Raw genomic sequence first — 22,505 nt, forward strand, 5'->3', positions numbered from 1 at the left:
ATGCTGGCAAGGGCGGCACATGCATGGTGAACGCGTACTTTTCCTCGACGGCGAGGCCCTGATCATCGACAAGCCCGCTGGGCTGCCGGTCGATCCTCCTCGTGACGGCTCGCTGAGCCTCGAGAATCATCTCGAAAGTCTCAAATTCGGATTCCAGCGCTGGCCGATGCCGGTGCACCGTCTCGATCGCGACACGAGCGGCTGCCTCCTGCTGTCGCGCAATCCCAAGGCGCATGCGCGGTTGCAGCAGGCGTTCGAGCAGGGCCTGGTCTCGAAGCGCTATCTCGCGGTGCTCGACGGTGTTCCTGCCGAGGAAACCGGAACGATCGACATGCCGCTCGGCAAGATCAGCAGCGCCGAAGAGGGCTGGCGGATGGTCGAGGACGCCAAGGGCAAGGCGGCGCGGACCGGCTGGCGCGTGCTCGCGACGCGCGACGGACGCTCGCTGGTCGAATTCATCCCCCAGACCGGGCGGACGCACCAGATCCGCGTCCATGCCGCGCTGGGCCTCGGCGCAGCGGTTGTCGGGGATCCGGTCTATGGGCAGAAGGATCGCCTAGGGATGATGCTCCACGCGCAGCGGCTGGTCGTGCCGCGGCAGGGCAAGGCCGATGTCGTCGGTATCGCGCCGCTGCCCGAACGGTTCGCGACCGCGGGCTTCGGCGAGGAACCGGGCGTCGAGGCGACGCCGTCCCCGCAGGACGCGTCCGTGCCGGATCCGCGTCCCGAACCCGATAATGGCTGACGTGATCGACGCCTCCCTGCTTGAGGGGGCGATCGAGGAGAAGTTCCTCGCGGCATCCGGGCCGGGCGGGCAGAACGTCAACAAGGTGGCGACCGCGTGCCAGTTGCGAGTCGACATATTCGCGCTGGGCCTGCACCCCGAAACCTATCGCCGGCTGAGGCTGGTCGCGGGCAGCCGGATGACCGCGGCGGGGGTGCTGGTCATCACCGCGCGCCGGTTTCGCACGCAGGAGGCCAATCGCGCCGATGCGCGCGACCGCGTGCTCGAACTGATCGCGCAGGCGCAGCACCGCGACGCGCACCGGGTCAAGACCAAGCCGTCCAGGGCCGCCAAGGCACGGCGGGTGGATACGAAGAAGGTCCGCAGTTCGGTCAAGGCCGGACGCGGGCGGGTTCGCGAAGACTAACTGCAGACACGAGGCGATGATGTACCAGTTCGATATTTCCGGCGGTTCGAAGGCGGAGCTGTACCGCGACCTGCTCGCGGCGCTCGACGCGCTGACCGTGGACGAGCGCGATCCGATCGCGAACATGGCAAATGCGGCCGCGCTGGTCTGGGAATATCTGCCCGATCTCAACTGGGCGGGCTTCTACCGTGCGGTCGAGGGCGAGCTTGTCCTGGGGCCGTTCCAGGGCAAGGTCGCCTGTATCCGGATCGCGATGGGCAAGGGCGTGTGCGGCACCGCGGCGGCAGAGCGGACGACCCTGCTGGTCGAGGACGTCCATGCGTTTCCCGGACATATCGCCTGCGACGCGGCGAGCCGGTCCGAACTCGTCGTGCCGGTCGTCAGCGACGGGCGGTTGATCGGCGTGCTCGATCTCGACAGCCCCGAGCCTGCACGGTTCGATGCCGAGGATGCAGCCGGGTGCGAAGCGCTGGTCGCGTTGCTGGCGTCGCGGATCGGCTGACGCCCGGACCTGACGCCTGCTCCGAATCGGGACCGGGTTGCGGCTGGCCGTGCCAGGGCGGCTTTGGTACGCACTGCGTCAGCATAGGACGCGGCCCTGAAGCGTACGGTGCGTCAGGGGAGAAGATGTCATGCGCATGAAGGTGATCGTCGGTCTCGCACTGATCATGGCGGTGGCGGGCACGACGGCCGAGGCGCAGCGGCGTCCGGACGGGGCATCGCGGCCCGGTGCGACCTATCCCGTTCCGACTCGCAGCGCGGTCAGCGTAAGCCCGGAGCCCGCCGCGTCCAGCAACGCGCGCCGGGGCAGCAGCGTCGATGGTGGCTGGTCGGCCGAGGCGAACGCGCCGGGCGGCCGGAGCGGCTATCGTCGGCCGTACCGGGGCTGGGCGCTGCCGGCCTATTGGATCGCGCCACGGTTCGGGATCTTCGACTGGCGCGCCTATGGGCTCGTGCCGCCGCCGCCGGGCTATCGCTGGACGCGCTATTTCGACGACGCGGTGCTGATCGATGCGCGGGGATCGATCTTCGATACGCGTGCCGGGTTCGAATGGGACGGGGTCAATGGAGGCGATGCCGCCCCGCGCTATGACGTGCAAAGCTTTGACGGGCGGGCGGACGACCGGGTCTATGCCCGCCGCCAGCCGCGGCCGGTAACGCGGCGGACCTATGTGACGACCCGCGTCGAAGCGGCGCCGGACTTTGCGGGGGCCGCCTATCGCGACCAGCCATTGCCCCCCGTCCAGCAGCGTGGCGGGACATGGGTGTCGCCCGACGGGATGACCACCGTGACGACCACCGGCGGCGGCTATCACGGCAGCGACGCCTATGCCGGCGACGGGACGACGACGGTCACCGTTCAGTCGGTGCCGGTCACGACGACCACGACGACGACCGAATATATCACCGAACCCGTGACCTATCGGCGGACGACCCCGCGTCGCGGATCGAGCCGGACGCGCGGCCGGACGCGGGGCGGCACCCTGGGGTCGGCGAGATAGCGCTCAGCGGCGGCGTTCGCGGCCTGCGAAGCTGACGACGCTCTCGCTGCCATCCGCGCCGAGTGCGGACACGCCGACGAAATGGTCGTCGACCGGAGTCTGGGCGAGCAGTGTCTCGGTGCCGGTCACGTCGCGCACGTCCTTCCAGTCCTGCGTGTCGTTGCGCCGCCAGCGGACGCGGTAGCCTGCCGCGCCCGGAACCGCAGCCCATTTGACCTGGGTGTCGCGCGACAGGGCACCCGCGATCGACACGTCGCCCGGTGCCGCGGGCGCGGCGGCGAGGCGGGCGAGCGTGGCGATGTTGATCGCGGTCACCTTGGCCAGATAGGGGAAGTCCATCCCGGCGATCGTGTCGCCATAGTCGACCCCGTTTTCGGTGCGCAGGTCCTGGTGCTGGCGATCCCAGTTCTCCGCCGCGACCGAGAAGCGGACGGCGGGATAGCCGAGCTTCAGAAAGGGTTCGTGATCGCCGCCGCGGCCGAACCGGTCGGGGCGACGGTCGAGCATCACGTCGAGCCCGCCGCGAATCGTGCCCGCGACGCCGTCGATCGTCTTGGCGAGCGCGCGGCTGGGGCCATCGTCCTCGCCACCCTCCGCGCGACGACCGATCTGCGCGGCAAGGTCTTCGGATGCGCGAATGCCCTCGGAAAAGACGCGGACGCTCGACGCCATGCGGACGCCGCCCTGGCCGATCGTGTTGCCGACAATGTCGTTGTTGAGCATCGCGGTGACGGTCCAGCCGCGCGCCTTGGCGGTGTCGGCGAGCAGCTCGGCGCCCCACAGCCCCTGTTCCTCACCCGAGAAGACCGCATAGACGATGGTCGCGTCGAACTGCCGCTTTGACAGCGCGCGGGCGGCTTCGAGCACCAGCGCGACGCCCGACGCATTGTCGTTCGCGCCCGGCGCGTCGCTTGTCACGTTCATGACGTCGGTCACACGGCTGTCGATATGCGCGCCGACGATCACGACGCGATTCGGGTCGCGCCCCTTCTGGATGCCCAGCACGTCCTCGACATAGACGCCGGTCGGCGCGCGCGGCCCCGACACGGTGCGGCCGATCCGCTCAACCGTGACGCAGCCGCCACAGGCGCGGCCGATCTCGGTGAAGCGCGCCGCGGCCCAGCTGCGTGCGGCCCCGATGCCGCGCTTCGGATCGGTGGTCGATGCGGTGTGGCGCGTGCCGAACCCGACCATCGCGGTCACATCGGCCTTGAGGCGGGTGGCGGAGGGCGCGGGAAGCGCGGCGGCGGCTGCGGCGAGCAGCGGAAGGGCGAGGATCGGCATCGGCGTCACCGTGACGGCTTCGGCCGGGGAGCTCAAGCGGGGAGTGTTGGATTCGCTCGGTTAGCGCTTCGCTTTCGTCATCCCCCGCCTCCGTCATCCCGTACGGCCGTCATCCTGACGAAAGTCAGGACCCAGGGTTCCGAGCGTGCCGCCTGTGGCTCTGGATCCTGACTTTCGTCAGGATGACGGGGGGCGGCAAGACGGCCGCCGTCAGCTCAGCCGGTCGATCGCCTCGCTGGTCAGCGACCCCGGGATGATCATGACCGGCACGGGCAGTGCGCCCGCATCGGTGCCCGAGAAATGCGCGATCAGCGCACCCGGCGCACCGCTTGCCGCGGCGCCGAGCACCAGCGCGGCGATATTGGGGTTGGCGGCGATCATCTCGCGGATGATCTTGGGGCTTTCGCCCTCGCGCACGGTGATCGACGGGCGCAGATCCGATTCCTCGATCAGCGTGCCCGCTGCGGCGGCGACGAGGCCCTCGGCGTGCAGCCGTGCCTCTTCCTCGATCGTCGCCTGGACGCCGCCGAACGCGATGAATTCCTGCGGCGGAATCAGCGTGAGGATCTCGACGCCGCCGCCGGTCTTCACCGCGCGCCGCGCCGCAAAGCGCAACGCGATACCCGCCTCGGGCGACTCGTCGATGACCACCAGATAGACACGCATCATATTCCCCTGTTTATCGGGCTTAGGTGCCGTGCAGATGCGGTTCGCGCAAGGGGAAGGCGGCTTCGCGGGGTTGACCCGGACGGGCGGGGGCGCGAGTAGGCATGCCGTTACGTAACGCCCTGGGGACCTCCATGTCGATCGAGATCAAAATGCCTGCCCTGTCGCCGACCATGGAGGAGGGCACCCTCGCCAAATGGCTGGTGAAGGAAGGCGATACGGTGAAGTCCGGTGACATCATGGCCGAGATCGAGACCGACAAGGCGACGATGGAATTCGAAGCGGTCGACGAAGGCGTGATCGCCAAGATCCTAGTGGCCGAGGCGACCGACAATGTGAAGGTCGGCACCGTCATCGCGATCCTGGCCGAGGAAGGCGAGGATGCGTCCTCGGTGTCGGCGCCGACCAAGAGCGAGACGCCCGTCCCTGCGGCCAAGGAATCGGAGGCCAAGCCCGATCCCAAGGATCCCAACGACACCGGCAGCGAGGCCAAGCCCGTCGCCCGGACCGAGACGTCAGCCGAGGATCATGGTCGTCCCGCCGATGCGGGCGCCGCGTCCGCGTCCACGCCCGAATCGAAGCCCGCCAGCGGTGACCGTGTGAAGGCGAGCCCGCTCGCCCGCCGCCTCGCCGCCGACAAGGGGATCGACCTTGGTTCGGTGTCGGGTTCGGGGCCTAAGGGTCGCATCGTTAAGGCCGATGTCGACAGCGCGAAGCCCGGGGCAGCACCTGCCGCCGCGCCCGAAGCCGCTGCACCGGCCGCCGCCGCTGCCGCGCCAGCACCCGCCGCCAAGCCTGCGGTCGTGCCGGATATCCCGCACGAGTCGACCAAGCTCAGCAACGTGCGCAAGACCATCGCGCGCCGCCTGACCGAATCGAAGCAGACCGTTCCGCACATCTACCTGACCGTGGACGTGCGTCTTGACGCGCTGCTCAAGCTGCGCGGCGAGCTGAACAAGAGCCTCGAAGCGCGCGGCGTGAAGCTGTCGGTCAACGATCTGCTGATCAAGGCGCAGGCCGTCGCGCTGATGCAGGTCCCGACCTGCAACGTGATGTTCACGCCCGACCAACTGATCAGCTTCCAGCGCGCCGACATCTCGGTCGCGGTGAGCACGCCGTCGGGTCTGATCACGCCGATCATCGTCGGCGCAGACACCGCCTCGCTGTCGTCGATCTCGACTCAGATGAAGGACCTCGCCGCCCGCGCCCGCGACGGCAAGCTGAAGCCCGAGGAATATCAGGGCGGCACCGCCTCGATCAGCAACATGGGCATGTTCGGCATCACGCAGTTCGATGCAGTTATCAACCCGCCCCAGGCTATGATCCTCGCGATCGGTGCGGGCGAGAAGCGTCCCTATGTGATCGGCAACGAGCTCACCGTGGCGACCGTTATGTCGGCGACCGGCAGCTTCGACCACCGCGCGATCGACGGCGCGGACGGCGCGCAGTTCATGAAGGCGTTCAAGCAGCTTGTCGAAAACCCGCTGGGCATGCTGGCGTAAGACCGTGACCGCTGTGGCCCCTCTCCCGTTCGCCCTGAGCGAAGTCGAAGGGCATGAGTCCCATGTGCCTCGACTTCGCTCGGCACGAACGGGGTCGGGCCGGGTCGCGCCATGACCAGGACGCTCATCGAGATCCTGCACATCCTCGTCGGGCTCGGCGTCGCGGTCGCGATCACCTGGGCGGCGGCCTGGTCCTATCCGCTCGGGCAGGACGTGATCTGGTGGTGCGGGGCGGCTGCGATGGTCGTGACCGTGATCATGGGAATCGGGCCGCTGCGGCAGGCCCGCATCCTCGACCGACAGACCAGCAGGAGCCACGCGTGACCGACCTGCCCCCCGACAAGGCGCCGACGATCCGCGTCACCGCGATGCCTGCGGACGCCAACCCTTACGGCGACATCTTCGGCGGATGGCTGATGGGGCAGATGGATCTGGCCGCCGGTTCGGTCGCCTCGCGCCGCAGCGGCGGGCGTGCGGTGACCATTGCGGCGGACGCCATGAAATTCCACATGCCCGTCGTCGTCGGCGACGAGGTGTCGGTCTATGCCGAGCTGATCGCGGTCGGCCGCACGTCGATGACGATCGAGGTCGAGGCATGGCGCCGCGCGCGGCACAGCAACGATAGCTGCAAGGTGACACAGGCGCGCTTCATCTTCGTCGCGGTCGGCGACGACCGCAAACCGCGGCCCGTGCCGCCCGCTTCCAACTGATTCACTTGAAGGACTCTCCACGTGGCTGACACCTATGATCTGGTCATCCTTGGTTCGGGCCCCGGCGGCTATGTCGCGGCAATCCGCGCGAGCCAGCTCGGCCTCAAGGTCGCGATCGTCGAGCGCGAGCGCCTGGGCGGCATCTGCCTCAACTGGGGCTGCATCCCGACCAAGGCGCTGCTGCGCACGTCGGAAATCTATCACTACATGCAGAATGCCGAGAGCTATGGCCTGAAGGCGGACAATGTCGGGTTCGACCTCGCCAAGGTCGTCGACCGCAGCCGCAAGGTCGCGGGCCAGCTGAATGCGGGCGTGAAGGGCCTGATGAAGAAGAACAAGGTGACCGTCGTCGAAGGCGTCGGCACCGTGACCGCAAAAGGCAAGCTCAGCGTCAAGCAGGGCGACAAGACCGTCGAGCTCGAGGCCAAGAACATCATTGTCGCGACCGGCGCCCGTGCGCGCGACCTGCCGTTCGCGAAGGCCGACGGGAAGACGATCTGGACCTATCGCCACGCGATGGTGCCAACCGAGATGCCAACCAAGCTGCTGGTCATCGGATCGGGCGCGATTGGTGTCGAGTTCGCCAGCTTCTACAACGACATGGGCGCCGACGTGACGATCGTCGAGATGCTCCCGCGGATCCTGCCGGTCGAGGACGAGGAAGTCTCCGCGTTCATGAACAAGGCGCTGACCAAGCAGGGGATAAAGCTCCTGACCGGCACCGGCCTCGAAGGCCTCGCGCCATCGGGCGGCGGCGTCACCGCGAAGATCAAACACAAGGACGGCAAGGTCGTCGAGGAGACGTTCAGCCACGCGATCGTCGCGATCGGCATCGTCCCCAACACCGAGAATATCGGGCTGGAAGCGCTCGGCGTCGAGACCGACCGCGGGCACATCAAGACCGACGGCTATGGCCGCACCAATGTCGACGGCATCTGGGCGATCGGCGACGTCACCGGCGCGCCGTGGCTCGCGCACAAGGCCAGCCATGAGGGCATCATCGCGGTCGAGAAGATCGCGGGCGGGTCGCCGCACCAGATGGACAAGGCCAACATCCCAGGCTGCACCTATTCGCGCCCGCAGGTCGCGAGCGTCGGCATGACCGAGGCGAAGGCCAAGGAAGCCGGGTACGAGCTGAAGGTCGGCAAATTCCCGTTCATCGGCAACGGCAAGGCGATCGCGCTCGGCGAGGCCGAGGGCTTCGTGAAGACGGTGTTCGACGCGAAGACCGGCGAGTTGCTCGGCGCGCACATGGTCGGCGCGGAAGTCACAGAACTGATCCAGGGCTATGTCGTCGCACGCCAGCTTGAGACGACCGAAGCCGAGCTGATGGAGACGGTGTTCGCGCATCCGACGCTCAGCGAGATGATGCACGAGAGCGTGCTGGGCGCCTACGGCCGCTCGATCCACTATTGAGCCCGACCGCGTGACGTCACCCCGCTTCGGCGCGGCGGGTGACGGCACCGTTTACGATGCGGCGCGCGATCAGACCGATCGCGCGCCGTTTTGCCGTCGCCAACGCGGCGATGAGCGTCCCGACCAAAATGGACCAATGAATCGACTTGCCGTTTATCGATAGGCCCCATATCGTTTTGCAATATGCAGGCGGGGGCGGCGATGAGCAGGGATCGGGTTCTTTGGGGGGCGACGGGGCTGCTTCGGCTGATGCTCGTCCTCAATATCGTCTGCGCCGCGGTGTTCGCGCTGGCGTTGCTGCTGTCCTGGCCGATGCAGGACATGCTGGGCGCGCGGCTGGCGCGTAAATACGGCGCGATGCTCGATCTGGACCAGGCGGTGCTGGCGATCCGCATGATGCTGTTCGTCGGCATTGCCGGCGGCGTCGCGCTGCATCCGATCTTCTCGAACCTGCTCCGCATCGTCGCGACCGTCGAGGCGGGGGATCCGTTCGTCGACGACAATGCCACGCGGCTCGCGCGGATCGGCTGGGCGCTGCTGGCGCTGCAATGCCTCGATCTCGCCTTTGGCGGCGTGGTCCGCTGGATTTCGCTGCTCAAGCTCGACGTGACCGGATGGACGCCGTCGCTGGGCGGGTGGATCGCGGTCGTGATGATCTTCGTGCTCGCGCGCGTCTTCCGGATCGGCGCGCGGATGCGCGACGACCTGGCGATGACGGTCTGATGCCGGTCGCGGTCAGCCTGGACGCCATGCTGCATGCGCGGCGGATGACGCTGACCGAGCTGTCGGAGGCGGTCGGCATCACGCTCGCCAATCTGTCGATCCTGAAGACGGGCAAGGCCAAGGCGATCCGCTTCACGACGCTGGAGGCGATCTGCCGCGTGCTCGACTGCCAGCCGGGCGACCTGCTGCGGGTCGTCGACGAGGATGAACGGGGCGAAGACGGAATTTAAACGGGGGGATGGTCCGATGGACGCACTGGTTCTGGACGGGGTGACGAAACGGTTCGGCGAGAGGACCGCGGTCGATGCGCTGAGTTTTGCGGTACGGCCGGGGGAGATCTTCGGCTTTCTCGGCGGGAATGGCGCGGGCAAGACGACGTCGCTGCGCATGGTGCTCGACATCGTGCGGCCGACGGCGGGACGGATCTCGGTACTCGGCTGTCCGCCCGGCCGCGAGAATGCCGCCGATCTGGGGTTCATGCCCGAGGAGCGCGGACTGTACCGCGGGATGACCGCGATCGACACTGTCACCTATTTCGGGCGACTGAAGGGCATGTCGGCGGCCGCGGCGCGCGCGAAGGGCCATGCGCTGCTCGACCGGTTCGGCCTTGCGGCATCGGCCAAGATGCAGATCGACAAGCTGTCCAAGGGCATGGCGCAGAAGGTCCAGCTGGCCGCGACGCTGGTCAACGGTCCGAAGTTGCTGCTGCTCGACGAACCCTTTTCGGGCCTCGACCCGGTGAACCAAGGGCTGCTCGAACAAGAGATCCTGGAGGCCGCACGGGGCGGGGCGACCGTGGTGTTCTCGACGCATGTGATGCAGCATGCCGAGCGGCTGTGCGACCGGCTGTTGCTGCTTTCGCAAGGGCGCAAGGTGTTCGAAGGCACGCAGGCGGAGGCGCGCGGGCGGTTGCCGGCACGGCTGACGATCGTCGCGCGCGATACGCCGATGCGGTGTCCCGGTGTCGAGCGCGCGGAGCCCGGCGCGGCCGACGCGCAGGGCTGGCGCGACTATGACGTGACGCTGGCCGAGGGGATCGATCCTGCCGACGTGCTGCAATGCCTGACCGAGCAAGGCGTGACGCTGCGGCGGTTCGACCAGCACCGCGTCAGCCTGCACGACGTCTTTCTCCATCTTGTCGGCACCCCTCCAGCCGGGCCTGCCGACCCGGCTATGGCGGAGCATGCAGCATGACCCACAATATCCTGCTCGTCGCGATGCGCGAGTTCCGACAGATCACGGGCATGCGCAGCTTCTGGCTGACGCTGCTGATCCTGCCGCTGGCGCTGGCGGTCGGGCCGATCGCGAGCCGCCTGACCCAGTCCGAAAAGACCCAGCGCGTCATGCTGATCGATGCCGATGGCCGTGCCGCGGCGGCGATCCGCGCGCGGCTCGATACCGATCACCAGCGGCGGGTCCTGACCGCACTGTCGCGCTACGCACAGCGCTACGGGCTCGACCGCGCCGATCCGGGCGCGCTGTGGGCGCAGCATGACCGGCTGTTCGGCGATGCCGACGTCGCGACGTTCGCCAAGGCCGGCGGCCTGCCTGCCGCGCTGGCGGCGATGCGGCCGACGACGACCTCGGAAACGCCGAAGTTCGACGCGCCCGACGCCGATTTCGTGGTCCTGCCGACGCCGACCGTCATCGCGCGCGCGGCGCCCGGCGCGCTCGATGCGCAGCTCAAGCCGCTGCTCCAGCCGGGCGAATTCGGCGACAAGACGGCCAAGCCGCTCGACTATGTAGTCTATATCCCACGCGGCTTCGGCGGGCAGACCGCCGACGTGCGACTGTGGTCGAGCGAGCAGCCCGGCGCGAATTTCGTCCAGCCCTTGCAGACCGTGCTCACGCAAGACCTGCGCACCGCCTATCTCGAGTCGACCGGGCTCGCGCGCGATCAGGCGCGCACCGCAACCAGTCTGGTCCCGGCGATCGCGGTCTCGACTCCGGCGCCTGGGGGCGGGCGCGAACGGATGCTGGTGCGATCGGTGGTGCCGTTGCTCAGCGCCTATATCCTGCTGATGTCGCTGCTGTTGTCGGGCAACTGGATCCTGCAGGGGCTGGTCGAGGAGCGGTCGAACAAGCTGATCGAGACGGTACTCGCCTGCATCAGTCCCGACGAGCTGCTCTATGGCAAGCTCGCGGGGACGGTCGCGGTCGGGCTGACGATGGTCCTGGTCTGGGGGCTGTGCGCGACCGGTGCCGCGGTGGCGACGCAGGGCGCGATCGGCGCGTTCCTGCACGCCGCACTCGCGCCGCTCGCCTCGCCCTGGATCATCCTGGTGATGCTGTATTTCTTCCTCGCAGGCTATCTGATGGTGTCGATGATCCTGCTGGCGATCGGTGCGATGAGCGATTCGATGCGTGATGCGCAGAGCTATCTGACGCCCGTGCTGCTGGTCATCGCGATGCCGTTCACGGTCGTCGCGCAAGGCGTCCTGTCGAACAGCGGCGCAACCGCGATCAAGGTGCTGACCTGGATCCCGATTTACACGCCGTTCACGATGCTCGCGCGGCTCGGCAGCGGGGTTTCGACCATGGAGATCGTCGGCAGCGGCGCGCTGCTGGCGGTGTTCATCGGCATCGAGTTCGTCTTGCTCGCGCGTGTGTTTCGCGCCAGCCTGCTCAATGCGGGGCAGAAGCCCAACCTCGCCGCACTGGCCCGGTTGATGCAGCGTACGCCCGCCTGACGCATGCGTACCGTTCATATCATTTCGGGGATCCAACCCCGGTTTTCTGGAGGAGCTATGATGTCGTTCAATCGTATTTCGCGTCTGTCGCTGGGGGTGGCGCTGCTTGCCCTGTCCGCACCTGGTCTGGCCCAGACGGGCGCGCAGACGGGCGCGCGCTATGGCAGCTTCGGGATCGACCTGACCGCCGCCGACAAGGCGGTGAAGCCGGGTGACGATTTCTGGACGCACGCCAACGGTGCCTGGGACAAGCGTACGGCGATCGCACCGGATCGCACGTCTGCGGGCGGCAGCGTGATCCTGGCGGATCAGGCCGAGCAGCAGGTCCGCGCGATCCTCGACGATGCCGCGCGCGATCCCGCCGCGGTCGGCGCCGGGGCCAAGCAGTTCGGCGATCTCTATGCGAGCTTCATGGACGAGGCCGCGATCGAGCGCGCCGGCGCCGCGCCGCTCAAGCCCTATTTCGCGAAGATCGACGCCGCCACCGACAAGCAGAAGCTCCAGACGCTGTTCTCGACGGTCGGCTATGCGTCGCCGGTCGAGGTCGGGCAGCTGCCCGATCCCGCCGATCCGAAGCGTTATGCGGTGGCCGCGGGGCAGGGGTCGCTCGGCATGGGCGGCCGGGATTATTATCTCGAGCAGGGCGCCAAATACGACACCTTCCGCACGGCGTATCGCGCCTATGTCGAGAAGATGCTGACGCTGTCCGGCGTGGCGGATGCGTCGGCCAGGGCGGACCGGATCGTCGCGCTCGAAACCGCGATGGCCAAGGTCCAGTGGTCGCCGGTCCAGTCGCGCGACCTGCAGGCGATGCTGAAGCCGATGGATGCGGCGGGCCGCAAGGCGCTGGCGCCCGATTTCGACTGGCCGCTGTTGCTGTCGACCGCGGGCTATGCGCAATTCCCGGTCGTCTACATGACCAACTCGACCGCGCTGACCGAGCTCGGCAAGATCTTCGCCGCGACGCCCGTGTCGACGTGGCAGGACTGGATGAAGTTCCGCCTCGCCTCGGCAAGCGCGGGTGCGCTGCCCAAGGCGTTCGATCAGGCGACGTTCGATTTCTACGGCAAGACGCTGGCCGATCAGCCGGAGCAGCGCGCGCGGTGGAAGCGCGGCATCGCACTGGTCAACGGCACGATGGGTGAAGCCGTCGGCGAAGTCTATGTGAAGCGGCATTACCCGCCCGAGAGCGAAGCGAAGATGGGCGAGCTGATCGCCAACCTGCGCGCCGCGTACAAGGAGCGGATCACCGCGAACAGCTGGATGGATGGCGCGACCAAGACCCAGGCGCTGGCCAAGCTCGCCGCGTTCGATCCGCGGATCGGCCATCCGGTCAAATATATCGACTATTCATCGCTCAACGTCGTCCGGGGCGATCCGGTCGGGAATGCGATGCGCGCGGGCGAATTTCAGCATCAGCTCGACCTCTCGCGGCTCGGCAAGCCCGTCGATCGTACGCTGTGGGGCATGACGCCGCAGACGGTGAACGCCTATTACGACCCGCTCAACAACCAGATCACCTTCCCCGCGGCGATCCTGCAGCCACCCTATTTCGATCCCAAGGCGGATGCGGCGGTGAATTACGGCGCGATCGGCGCGATCATCGGGCATGAGATGGGGCATGGTTTCGACGACCAGGGCAGCCAGTTCAGCGCGACGGGCAAGTTCGAGAACTGGTGGACGCCGGCCGCTCGCACCGCCTTCACGCAGCGCACCGCCGCGCTGTCGAAGCAGTTTGATGCCTATGAGCCGATCCCGGGTGTCCGCGTGAAGGGTGCGTTGACGCTGGGCGAGAATATCGGCGATCTGGGCGGCGTCGAGACCGCCTATGCCGCGTATCAGAAATACCAGGCGGAGCATGGCAAGGCGCCCGTGATCGGCGGGCTGACCGGCGACCAGCGCTTCTTCCTCGCTTACGCGCAGGCGTGGCAGGCGAAGCTGCGTGAGGGCGCCGCGCGCGCACGGTTGCTCACCGATCCGCACTCGCCGCCCTTCTACCGCGTTAACGGGATCGTCCGTAACGTCGATGCCTGGTATACGGCGTTCGGGGTCAAGCCCGGCGATGCGCTGTATCTGGCGCCCGGCGACCGCGTCCATATCTGGTAACATTTCGCGGGGCGTGTGGCCGTCCACACGCCCCGATTTTCTTGTGCGCACCATGCGCGACCCAGTCGTGATATCGCTATCCAAGATAGCGGCCGACTGCGACCCGAAGGCCGTTGCGCCCGACGAGGCCAGTGGATACGGGACCAGGCCAGCCTGACGAGCAGGCGGGCGCTCAGCAACAAAGGTAAGCTCTCGTGTCGCAAAAGTCAGCTCGCAGCTGCCGTTTTGCTTGCTTTTAACAAAATCAATTTATGATTTTATTGCTTTCATTTAAGTGTCCCATTCCCGCTTTGTCTCTATTGTCTTCTAAATCAGATCAGCCTAACGGCGGTAGCGGTAGCATTCGTTTACAGATGCGCCGTTGCTGATGTGGTGCGTCTGATGCGCTGCGGCATGGGGAGGGGTTATGAAGGCGTTCGTTCTGAATTCGGGGCCACGTGGGCGTCTGGCGATCGCGATGCGGGTCGGTGTGTCGCTTGCGGCGCTGCTGGCAGCAGGCGCGGGCAGCGCTGCATGGGCGCAGGCGGAAACGCAGACCGTGTCGCCCGACACGACCCAGGCCGCGACGCCGGGACAGGATGTCGGTCAACCCGCGGCCGATGCGACCGGGGACGGTGATATCGTCATCACCGGCCGTCGCGCCGCGCTCGAGGCGGCGGACGAGCGCAAGCGTCGCAGCGAGACGATCGTCGACTCGGTCGTCGCCGATGATGCCGGCAAGCTGCCCGACAACTCGATCACCGAAGTCCTGCAGCGCGTCTCGGGTGTCTCGATCGTCCGCTTTGCCGCACTGGGCGATCCCGACCATTATTCGGTGCAGGGCTCGGGCGTGCAGGTCCGTGGCCTGACGGGCGTCGCGTCGCGGCTGAACGGCCGCGAGATCTTCAGCGCTAACAACGGCCGCGCAATCCTGTGGAGCGACGTCACGCCCGAACTGATGGCGGCGGTCGACGTCTACAAGGCATCGACGGCCGACCTGATCGAGGGCGGCACCGGCGGCCAGATCGACCTGCGCACCAAGATGCCGTTCGACTTCAACGGCAAGTTCCACATTGCTGGCACCGGCGAACTCGCGCTCGGCGACATGGCGAACAAGGCGGATCCGTCGGGGTCGGTGCTGATCACCGATTCGTTCGATACGCCGATCGGCCGGATCGGCCTGCTTGGCGACGTGGCGTTCAGCCAGTTCAGCTCGCTGTCGCAGTTCATCCGCGTCAGCCCGTATTTCAAGACCAAGCTCAGCGATGGCAACGAGCGGTACGTCCCCAGCGGCTTCGCCTATGGCGACGAGGCGTTCCAGTACAAGCGCTACGGCATCTATGGCGCGGCACAGTGGCAGCCGGCCGAATCGCTGACCTTCACCGGCAGCTTCTTCCAGTCGCGCTACAAGAGCCAGTCGAGCGATTACGGGACGCAGCTGGACTCTCAGACGCTGGCGGTCGATCCGGCGAGCAGCTCGTTCGACAGCAACGGCCTGCTCACCAAGACGAGCGCGCTGTTCAACCGCGACACGGCGACGTTTGCCCCGACGGGTGGGTCGGTCAACAGCAGCGGCAACAAGGGGTTCGTCGAGAGCAACACGCGGACGCGCGATTATTCGCTGTCGTTCGTCTGGGCGCCCACAGACAGCCATGTGTCGCTGAAGGGATCGCTGCAGCGCGTCGATTCGCGCCAAGTCTATGATCGTCTCGACATCTTCCGCGACGTCGGCTTCGGCCAGAGCTTCGGCATGGATCTCACGGGCGACCTGCCGCAGATCACGGTCAGTCCTGCGACGCAGGCGTCGTTCGCCGATCCGGCCAATTATTTCTGGACGGCGTCGATGCCGCACAACGAACGGAACAAGGGGCGGCTCGATTCAGGGCAGCTCGATGCCGAATATACGTTCGACAACAGCTTCTTCCGGTCGGTCAAGGTCGGCGGCCGCTATGCCAAGCGGACCGAGCGCGATCTGGCGAACGGCTATAATTGGACCGCGCTGGGTCGCGGCTGGAACGGCGATCCGCAGCTGACCTATGCCAACGCCGCGCCGGGCGACGTCGCCAGCCATGCATTCAAGGACTTCTTCCGCGGCAACACGACGCTGCCGGGCAACCTGATGTTCGCGTCGGAGGATCTGGCGTCGCGCTTCAATGAAAACCGCACCGGACTGGTGACGGCACCGCCTGCCGGCTTCTGCACCGGCAATGAATTCAACTGCTCGGTTGCGGGGCAGCTCCCGGTCACCGGCTATGGCGGCCAATTCAACCCCGACGGCACGCTGGCGATCCGGCCTGTCGGGTTCGTCCTGCCGGGCGATCAGGTCAACAATCGTACCGAGAATATCGCGGGCTATGCGCTGCTCCGCTTCGGACCCGAGGAAGGCGCACGCGGCATTTCCGGTAACGTCGGCGTGCGCGTCGTGCATATCGAGAATGAAGGCAGCGGGTTCATCCAGCAGAATGGTGGGACCGTCTTCATCCGCAACGGTGCCCAGGTGACGCTGGCGAACACGTTCCTCGCCCGCGGCGGCAAGGCGGACTTCACGCGCGTGCTGCCGTCGATCAATCTCGAATATTCGCCGACCGACCGGATCAAGGTCCGCGGCGGGTACAATATCACGATGGATCTGCCGAGCTTCAACGCGCTGCGTGCGTCGGGTTCGATCGGCGTGGCGACGACCCCCAGCCAGACGCCCGGCGGAATCGGGACGTTCAACAACTTCACCGCGGACACGGGCAATCCGTTGCTCAAGCCGACGCTGTCGAACAATGTCGACCTCTCGCTCGAATATTACGGGCGAGCGGGCACGTCCTTCCATCTGGCCCCGTTCTACAAGCGGCTGACCAACCTGCCGATCTATGCGCTGACCAGCCGGCAGGTCACGATCCAGTTCACCGACGGGACGACCGAGAATGTGGCGGCATCGGCCACCGACTATGTCAACTCGACCAAGGCCGCGACCGTCAAGGGCGTCGAGGCCGGTGGCCGCTTCTTCCTCGACATGCTGCCCGGTGCGCTTGCCGGGATCGGGTTCGAGGGCAACTACACCTTCATCAAGAGCAGCAATCCGGGCGATGTCTATCGCGACATCACCGGCGCCGCTCGCAACGACGCGCCGCTGGTCGGGTTGTCGAAGCATAATCTGAACGCGACGCTGTTGTACGAGCGCAACCCGATCTCGTTGCGCGTCGCCTATTCCTGGCGCTCGCGCTATCTGTTGTCGACGAACAGCAACGGCACGAACGGCACCTATACGTATTATAGCGCGCCGGGCGTCGTGACCAACCAGGATGGCGGACTCGATGCGTCGACGCAGATCGCGTTGCCGATCTATGGCGGCAATTATGGCTCGGTCGATGCGGGTGTGCGGTTCAAGGTGAACGACCAGTTCTCGTTCGGCGTGCAGGGGACCAACCTGACCGCCGCGACGCAGCGGACGCTGATGGGTGGGTATCCCGGCGGCAAGCTGGTCGGGCGCAGCTGGTTCCAGGCCGATCGCCGTATCAGCACTGGCATAAACCTCGCCTTCTGACGATGATGCGTCCCCTGTCGACACACTGTCGGCAGGGGGCGGAGCGGAGCGCGTGATGCGGAAGAGGATCCTGATCGTTGGCGGCGGTACCGCCGGCTGGCTGACCGCGGGCTATCTGGCGAAACGGCTCGGCGCCGATCTGGCGGGCGGGGTCTCGATCACGCTGGTCGAATCCAAGGACATCGGCATCCTTGGCGTGGGGGAAGGGACCTTCCCGACGATCCGGCGGACGTTGGCGACGATCGGCATCGACGAGGCCGAGCTGATCCGGCGATGCGGCGCGACGTTCAAGCAGGGGGCGAAGTTCGTCCATTGGCGCCACGCCCCCGGACAGGGCCGCACCGATCATTACTCGCACCCGTTCCAGGTTGCCGATGCGAGCGACGGCCTCGACCTGCTGCCCTATTGGCTGCTGGGGCATGGCGGCGCGGAGAATTGGGACGAGGTCTCCAATCCGCAGAAAAAGGCCGCGGACGCGATGCGGGCGCCCAAGCTGGCGACCAACCCCGATTATGTCGGGCCGCTCAACTACGCGTTTCATTTCGATGCGGTGGCGCTCGCCGGGCTGTTGCGCGAGCATGCGGTCAGGAACGGTGTCCGGCATCTGACCGACACCGTGTCCGAGGTGCTGCTCGCGGAAGATGGTGCGATCGGCGGAGTGCGCACCGAGCGGAACGGGATGCTCGATGCCGATCTCTATATCGATTGCACGGGCTTTCGTGCCGAACTGATCGGCAAGGCGATGAAGGTGCCGTTCCGGTCGTGCCGCGACGTGCTGTTCTGCAACCGCGCGATCGCCGCGCAGCTGCCTTATGCAAAACCCGGCGATCCGATCGCGTCCTATACGATTTCGACTGCGCAGGAGTCGGGCTGGATCTGGGACATCGGTCTCGATCGCAGGCGTGGCATCGGGCACGTCTATTCGTCCGACCATAGCGACGACGAGACTGCCGAGCGCGTGTTGCGCGGCTATCTCGGCGCGGGCGGCGACGAGGCCGAGGTGCGCCATTTCAAGTTCGATGCGGGGTACCGCGAGGTCAACTGGGTCAAGAATTGCGTCGCGGTCGGGCTGTCGAGCGGGTTTTTCGAGCCGCTCGAGGCGACGGGGATCGCCTTTGCCGAGGTCTCGGCGGGGATGATCGCGAACCTCTTTCCCTGGGGCAGCGACTACGAGACGTCGGCGCGCCAGTTCAACGCCAACATGCTACGCCGCTACGAGCGCGCGCTCGATTTCATCAAGCTGCACTACTGCATCTCGGAACGGCGCGACACGGCGTTCTGGCGCGACAATGTGGCCGACGCCTCGGTCCCCGACAGCCTGCTCGAGCTGCTCGACCGGTGGCGGTTCCGGCCACCCAACGAGCTCGACATCGACGGGCAGGTCGACATCTTCACCGACGCCAGCTGGCAATATGTCCTGTACGGCATGGGCTGGAAAACCGACCTGAGCGCAAAGGCCGGCGCGCTGCGCTATGCCGAGGATGCGCGGCGTGCGTTTGCCGAGGTCCGGCGTCAGGCCGACTATGCGGTCCGCAACCTGCCGTCGAACCGCGATCTGCTCACCTATGCGCAGCACCATCATTTCGGTGCGCGAGCGGCGGCGTGACGGATCCCGGCCCGGCCCGCATCACCCGGATCGTCATCGTCGGCGGGGGGACGGCGGGGTGGATGACCGCCGCCGCGATGACGCGGCTGGTCGAGAGCGGCGTCGCGGTGACGCTGGTTGAATCCGAGGAGATCGGCACGGTCGGGGTGGGCGAGGCGACGATCCCTTCGCTGCTCGACTATAACCGGATGCTCGGCATCGACGAGGACGACTTCGTCCGCGCGACGGGGGCGACGTTCAAGCTGGGGATCGAGTTTCGCGACTGGGGGCGGCTTGGCGACGCGTATTTCCATCCGTTCGGGACGCATGGCCGCGACGTCGAGGGGGTGGCTTTCCATCAGCTCTGGTTGCGTCAGGCCGGCCTCGCGCAACCCGGCATGCCGGGGCCTATCGGCGACTATTGCCTGTCCGCCGTGGCGGCGCGCAACGGGCGTTTCACGCGACCGTCGGCCAATCCGCAATCGGTCCTGGCGACGCTGTCCTATGCGTTCCACTTCGATGCCGCGCTCTATGCCAGATATCTGCGCGACCGCGCCGAGGCCGCGGGGGTGGTGCGGATCGAGGGGCGCGTGGCGGCAGTCGATCGGCATGCCGGGACCGGCTTCATCGAGGCGGTCCGGCTCGCGGACGGGCGTGCGATCAACGGGGACCTGTTCATCGATTGCAGCGGGTTTCGATCGCTGCTGCTTAGCGACGCGATGGACGTCGGGTTTACGAGCTGGCAGCACTGGCTACCCTGCGATCGTGCCTGGGCGGTGCCGAGTGCGCCCCGCGATGCGCCGGCGCCGCACACGCGCGCGACCGCCGAAGCCGCCGGCTGGCGCTGGCGGATCCCGCTCCAGCACCGCGTCGGCAACGGCCATGTCTATGCGAGCGACCATGTCGACGACGAGACCGCGCTGCGCGTGCTGCTGGACGGACTGGACGGCCCGCCGCTCGCCGATCCGCGCCAGTTGCGGTTCGTCGCGGGGCGGCGCGACCGGCTGTGGGAGCGCAATTGCGTCGCGATCGGGCTGGCCGGCGGCTTTCTCGAGCCGCTGGAATCGACGAGCATCCATCTGATCCAGTCGGGTATCGCGCGGCTGATGAGCCTGTTCCCCGATACCGGGTTCAGCGCGGTCGAGATCGCCGAATATAACCGGCAGATGCTCCGGGAGTATGATCAGGTCCGCGACTTCATCATCCTTCACTACCATGCGACGACGCGGACGGATTCGGCGTTCTGGCGTCATTGCCAGAGCATGACGCTGCCGCCGTCGCTGCAGGCCAAGCTCGATCTCTGGGCGGGCCGGGCGCGGATCTTCCGCGAACAGGGCGAATTGTTCACGCCCGACAGCTGGATCGCGGTCCTGCTCGGGCAGGGTATCTGGCCGGCGTCGGTCGATCCGCTGACTGCGGGACTGCCGGTGGCGGAGAGCGCCAAGTTCCTCGACCATGTGCGGGAAATGGTCGCCAAGACCGCCGAGGCGATGCCGCGCCACGCCGACTTTATCGCCCGGCATTGTGCGGCACCGCTGCGGACCGCGGCATGACGCGATCCGCACGCATCGGCGCCCGCTAAAAAGCTTATTTGTCGGACAAAGCTTGCCCTTCCTCCCGATCGCGCTACCATCATTGCAATTCGTATAAGAACGGGAGCGGGTATGCGGTGGGCGTCGAGCGCGGGAATGGCTGCGTCAATAGTCGTAGCGTTGGGCACTCTGCCGGCTGCAGCGGCCCCCGCTGCCCGTGGGGGCGAACGTCGCGTCGTCATCGATACCGCCAAGGCGGCAGGCCCGGTCGATCGATCCTTCGATCTGTCGATCGGTTCGGATTTCCCGGGCACGCTGATCCGCAGCGACAGCCAGGCGCAGCTCAAGACCGCGGTCGACGAGCTCGGCTTCCGCTACATCCGCTTCCACGACATCTTCCACGATGTCCTCGGCACGGTGCGCAAGACGGATGCGGGGATCGTCTATGACTGGACGAAGATCGACCAGCTCTATGATGCGCTGCTGGCGAAGAAGATCCGGCCTTTCGTCGAGCTCGGCTTCACGCCCAATGCGATGCGGACGTCGGAGCAGACGATCTTCTACTGGAAGGGCAATACCTCGCATCCCGATCCGGCTTTGTGGCGCGGGCTGATCGATGCCTATGTCCGCCATGTTCGGCAGCGTTATGGCGCCGACGAGGTTCGCCGCTGGTATTTCGAGGTCTGGAACGAGCCCAATCTCGACGGGTTCTGGGAAAAGGCCGATCAGAAGGCGTATTTCGATCTCTATGCGGACACCGCGCGGACGATCAAGGCGATCGATCCGGCGTTGCGGGTCGGTGGGCCATCGACCGCGGGCGCGGCCTGGGTGCCCGAGCTGCTCGCCTTTACGAAGCGGAACGCTGTGCCGATCGATTTCGTGACGACGCACACCTATGGCGTCGAGGGCGGATTCCTCGACGAGGAGGGCAAGCAGGACACCAAGCTGTCGGCGTCGCCCGACGCGGTGGTCGGCGACGTGCGCCGCGTTCGCGAGCAGATCGAGGCGTCTGCCTATCCGGGGCTGCCGCTCTACTTCACCGAATGGAGCACGAGCTACACGCCGCGCGACTTCGTCCATGACAGCTATATCAGCGCGCCGTACATCCTGACTAAGCTGAAGCAGTCGCGGGCCTATGCGCAGGGCATGAGCTACTGGACCTATACCGACCTGTTCGAGGAGCCGGGCCCGCCGCCAACGCCCTTCCATGGCGGGTTCGGGTTGATGAACCGCGAGGGTATCCGCAAGCCGGCCTGGTTCGCGTATAAATATCTGAACGCGCTCAAGGGCCGCGCGATACCCGTGGCGGACGACACGGTGCTTGCCGCCGCCGATGGCGCGCGGATCGCGGCCGTGCTTTGGGACTGGCAACAGCCGGTCCAGACGCTGAGCAACAAGCCCGTCTACACCCGGCAGGTGCCCGCGGTCGCGGCCCGGCCGATCGCCCTGACCTTCGACCATGTGCCTGCGGGGACGTACCGGCTGACCATCCGCCGGACCGGCTATCGCCGGAACGACCCGCTCTCGCTCTATATCGACATGGGTATGCCCGCGTCGCTCGATCCCGCGCAGCGCAAGGGGCTTGAGCAGGCCACGCAGGATCTGCCCGAACAGGCGCGGACCGTCCGGGTCGGTCGCAACGGATCGACGCGCGTCACGGTGCCGATGCGCAGCAACGACATCGCGCTCGTCACGCTGGAACCCGCAGGCAGCGCGGGCATCGAACAATAATCGGGCAAAAGGGGAGAAGACATGGCGGGATTTAGCAAGCGCGACGTGCTGGCCGCACCGCTGCTCGGCGCCCTGGGGGTCGGCGCGGCGCGGCTGGGGGCTGCGGCGGCTCCGGCAGGCGCAGCACGCGGCGGCCCGGCAATCCCCGCGGGACGGTTCGACGCGTCAGTCACCTCGCTCAAGACCTATCAGACGCCCGACTGGTTTCGTGACGCGAAGTTCGGGATCTGGGCGCATTGGGGCCCGCAGGCGTTGCCCCGTCAGGGCGACTGGTACGCGCGCTTCATGTATGTCCCCGGGTCGTGTCCCGGGTGGTGGTGTAGCTCAGCGGTAGTGAAGCTGACCGGCCGCGCGCTATCATCCAGCGCTGTAGCGGCCGGTCAGGTTCACGGG

20 protein-coding genes are annotated in these 22,505 nt (G+C 66.8%); 18 read left to right on the forward strand and 2 right to left on the reverse strand.

The features are described 5' to 3' along the window. Positions 1-19 precede the first annotated feature (19 nt). The 4 genes from FHY04_RS15880 to FHY04_RS15895 all read left to right on the forward strand — a co-directional run bounded on the left by FHY04_RS15880 (position 20) and on the right by FHY04_RS15895 (position 2,653). Positions 20-745, forward strand: a complete 726-nt coding sequence (locus FHY04_RS15880) for an RluA family pseudouridine synthase (protein ID WP_183937124.1) — start codon at positions 20-22, stop codon at positions 743-745. Next, positions 738-1,151, forward strand: coding sequence for an alternative ribosome rescue aminoacyl-tRNA hydrolase ArfB (gene arfB / locus FHY04_RS15885; protein ID WP_056406103.1), 414 nt, complete (start codon positions 738-740; stop codon positions 1,149-1,151). Before FHY04_RS15880 ends, arfB begins: the two co-directional genes overlap by 8 nt. Before the next feature lie 19 nt (positions 1,152-1,170). Next, positions 1,171-1,653, forward strand: coding sequence for a GAF domain-containing protein (locus tag FHY04_RS15890; RefSeq protein WP_183937125.1), 483 nt, complete (start codon positions 1,171-1,173; stop codon positions 1,651-1,653). Between the two features lie 130 nt (positions 1,654-1,783). Beyond that, a complete protein-coding gene (locus FHY04_RS15895; RefSeq protein WP_183937126.1) occupies positions 1,784-2,653 on the forward strand; it encodes an RcnB family protein in 870 nt (289 codons plus the stop codon). Between the two features lie 3 nt (positions 2,654-2,656). On the opposite strand, the gene FHY04_RS15900 is transcribed toward FHY04_RS15895, so the two are convergent. Continuing rightward, a complete protein-coding gene (locus FHY04_RS15900) occupies positions 2,657-3,937 on the reverse strand; it encodes a M20/M25/M40 family metallo-hydrolase (RefSeq protein WP_183937152.1) in 1,281 nt (426 codons plus the stop codon). A gap of 210 nt (positions 3,938-4,147) precedes the next feature. Beyond that, the gene (locus FHY04_RS15905; RefSeq protein WP_183937127.1) at positions 4,148-4,603 is read right to left on the reverse strand and encodes a universal stress protein; all 456 of its coding nucleotides are present in this window, start codon (positions 4,601-4,603) and stop codon (positions 4,148-4,150) included. 134 nt (positions 4,604-4,737) lie between these two features. Between FHY04_RS15905 and FHY04_RS15910 the strand changes: the two genes are divergently transcribed. The 14 genes from FHY04_RS15910 to FHY04_RS15975 form a co-directional block, all read left to right on the forward strand. After that, a complete protein-coding gene (locus tag FHY04_RS15910; RefSeq protein ID WP_183937128.1) occupies positions 4,738-6,105 on the forward strand; it encodes a pyruvate dehydrogenase complex dihydrolipoamide acetyltransferase in 1,368 nt (455 codons plus the stop codon). A 111-nt stretch (positions 6,106-6,216) separates the two neighbouring features. Further along, complete coding sequence (locus tag FHY04_RS15915; protein ID WP_031393452.1) at positions 6,217-6,429, forward strand: hypothetical protein; 213 nt, start codon at positions 6,217-6,219, stop codon at positions 6,427-6,429. Positions 6,430-6,473: 44 nt separating this feature from the next. After that, entirely contained in the window at positions 6,474-6,815 is a 342-nt protein-coding gene (locus FHY04_RS15920) for an acyl-CoA thioesterase (protein WP_042466532.1), read from the forward strand. A 21-nt stretch (positions 6,816-6,836) separates the two neighbouring features. Further along, on the forward strand, positions 6,837-8,231 hold the full coding sequence (gene lpdA, locus FHY04_RS15925; RefSeq protein WP_183937129.1) for a dihydrolipoyl dehydrogenase: 1,395 nt from the start codon (positions 6,837-6,839) through the stop codon (positions 8,229-8,231). 201 nt (positions 8,232-8,432) lie between these two features. Beyond that, on the forward strand, positions 8,433-8,954 hold the full coding sequence (locus FHY04_RS15930; protein ID WP_183937130.1) for a DUF2975 domain-containing protein: 522 nt from the start codon (positions 8,433-8,435) through the stop codon (positions 8,952-8,954). Continuing rightward, positions 8,954-9,184: a helix-turn-helix transcriptional regulator gene (locus FHY04_RS15935; RefSeq protein WP_031393448.1), complete on the forward strand. Its 231-nt coding sequence runs from the start codon at positions 8,954-8,956 to the stop codon at positions 9,182-9,184. Before FHY04_RS15930 ends, FHY04_RS15935 begins: the two co-directional genes overlap by 1 nt. Before the next feature lie 16 nt (positions 9,185-9,200). Next, entirely contained in the window at positions 9,201-10,148 is a 948-nt protein-coding gene (locus FHY04_RS15940; RefSeq protein WP_183937131.1) for an ABC transporter ATP-binding protein, read from the forward strand. Next, complete coding sequence (locus tag FHY04_RS15945) at positions 10,145-11,644, forward strand: ABC transporter permease (protein ID WP_183937132.1); 1,500 nt, start codon at positions 10,145-10,147, stop codon at positions 11,642-11,644. The genes FHY04_RS15940 and FHY04_RS15945 overlap by 4 nt, the downstream gene beginning before the upstream one ends. A gap of 60 nt (positions 11,645-11,704) precedes the next feature. Beyond that, the gene (locus FHY04_RS15950) at positions 11,705-13,750 is read left to right on the forward strand and encodes a M13 family metallopeptidase (protein ID WP_183937133.1); all 2,046 of its coding nucleotides are present in this window, start codon (positions 11,705-11,707) and stop codon (positions 13,748-13,750) included. A 406-nt stretch (positions 13,751-14,156) separates the two neighbouring features. Continuing rightward, positions 14,157-17,264, forward strand: coding sequence for a TonB-dependent receptor (locus FHY04_RS15955; RefSeq protein WP_183937134.1), 3,108 nt, complete (start codon positions 14,157-14,159; stop codon positions 17,262-17,264). Between the two features lie 55 nt (positions 17,265-17,319). Beyond that, positions 17,320-18,870: a tryptophan halogenase family protein gene (locus FHY04_RS15960; protein ID WP_183937135.1), complete on the forward strand. Its 1,551-nt coding sequence runs from the start codon at positions 17,320-17,322 to the stop codon at positions 18,868-18,870. Next, positions 18,867-20,402 carry a tryptophan halogenase family protein gene (locus FHY04_RS15965; RefSeq protein WP_311725190.1) on the forward strand — a complete coding sequence of 512 codons (1,536 nt, stop codon included), beginning with the start codon at positions 18,867-18,869 and terminating at the stop codon, positions 20,400-20,402. The genes FHY04_RS15960 and FHY04_RS15965 overlap by 4 nt, the downstream gene beginning before the upstream one ends. Positions 20,403-20,561: 159 nt before the next feature. Continuing rightward, a complete protein-coding gene (locus FHY04_RS15970) occupies positions 20,562-22,112 on the forward strand; it encodes a GH39 family glycosyl hydrolase (RefSeq protein ID WP_311725191.1) in 1,551 nt (516 codons plus the stop codon). 21 nt (positions 22,113-22,133) lie between these two features. Next, positions 22,134-22,505, forward strand: a 372-nt coding sequence (locus FHY04_RS15975; RefSeq protein ID WP_183937137.1) for an alpha-L-fucosidase, incomplete at its 3' end; no start/stop codon positions are given.

This window comes from Sphingomonas sp. BK481 (assembly GCF_014194875.1).
GTDB lineage: Bacteria > Pseudomonadota > Alphaproteobacteria > Sphingomonadales > Sphingomonadaceae > Sphingomonas > Sphingomonas aerolata.

Coding starts and splice junctions, on each gene's coding strand:
- FHY04_RS15880 (WP_183937124.1), top strand. CDS start 20: ATGCATGGTGAACGCGTACTTTTCCTCGACGGCGAGGCCCTGATCATC.
- arfB (WP_056406103.1), top strand. CDS start 738: ATGGCTGACGTGATCGACGCCTCCCTGCTTGAGGGGGCGATCGAGGAG.
- FHY04_RS15890 (WP_183937125.1), top strand. CDS start 1,171: ATGTACCAGTTCGATATTTCCGGCGGTTCGAAGGCGGAGCTGTACCGC.
- FHY04_RS15895 (WP_183937126.1), top strand. CDS start 1,784: ATGCGCATGAAGGTGATCGTCGGTCTCGCACTGATCATGGCGGTGGCG.
- FHY04_RS15900 (WP_183937152.1), bottom strand. CDS start 3,937: ATGCCGATCCTCGCCCTTCCGCTGCTCGCCGCAGCCGCCGCCGCGCTT.
- FHY04_RS15905 (WP_183937127.1), bottom strand. CDS start 4,603: ATGCGTGTCTATCTGGTGGTCATCGACGAGTCGCCCGAGGCGGGTATC.
- FHY04_RS15910 (WP_183937128.1), top strand. CDS start 4,738: ATGTCGATCGAGATCAAAATGCCTGCCCTGTCGCCGACCATGGAGGAG.
- FHY04_RS15915 (WP_031393452.1), top strand. CDS start 6,217: ATGACCAGGACGCTCATCGAGATCCTGCACATCCTCGTCGGGCTCGGC.
- FHY04_RS15920 (WP_042466532.1), top strand. CDS start 6,474: ATGCCTGCGGACGCCAACCCTTACGGCGACATCTTCGGCGGATGGCTG.
- FHY04_RS15930 (WP_183937130.1), top strand. CDS start 8,433: ATGAGCAGGGATCGGGTTCTTTGGGGGGCGACGGGGCTGCTTCGGCTG.
- FHY04_RS15935 (WP_031393448.1), top strand. CDS start 8,954: ATGCCGGTCGCGGTCAGCCTGGACGCCATGCTGCATGCGCGGCGGATG.
- FHY04_RS15940 (WP_183937131.1), top strand. CDS start 9,201: ATGGACGCACTGGTTCTGGACGGGGTGACGAAACGGTTCGGCGAGAGG.
- FHY04_RS15945 (WP_183937132.1), top strand. CDS start 10,145: ATGACCCACAATATCCTGCTCGTCGCGATGCGCGAGTTCCGACAGATC.
- FHY04_RS15950 (WP_183937133.1), top strand. CDS start 11,705: ATGTCGTTCAATCGTATTTCGCGTCTGTCGCTGGGGGTGGCGCTGCTT.
- FHY04_RS15955 (WP_183937134.1), top strand. CDS start 14,157: ATGAAGGCGTTCGTTCTGAATTCGGGGCCACGTGGGCGTCTGGCGATC.
- FHY04_RS15960 (WP_183937135.1), top strand. CDS start 17,320: ATGCGGAAGAGGATCCTGATCGTTGGCGGCGGTACCGCCGGCTGGCTG.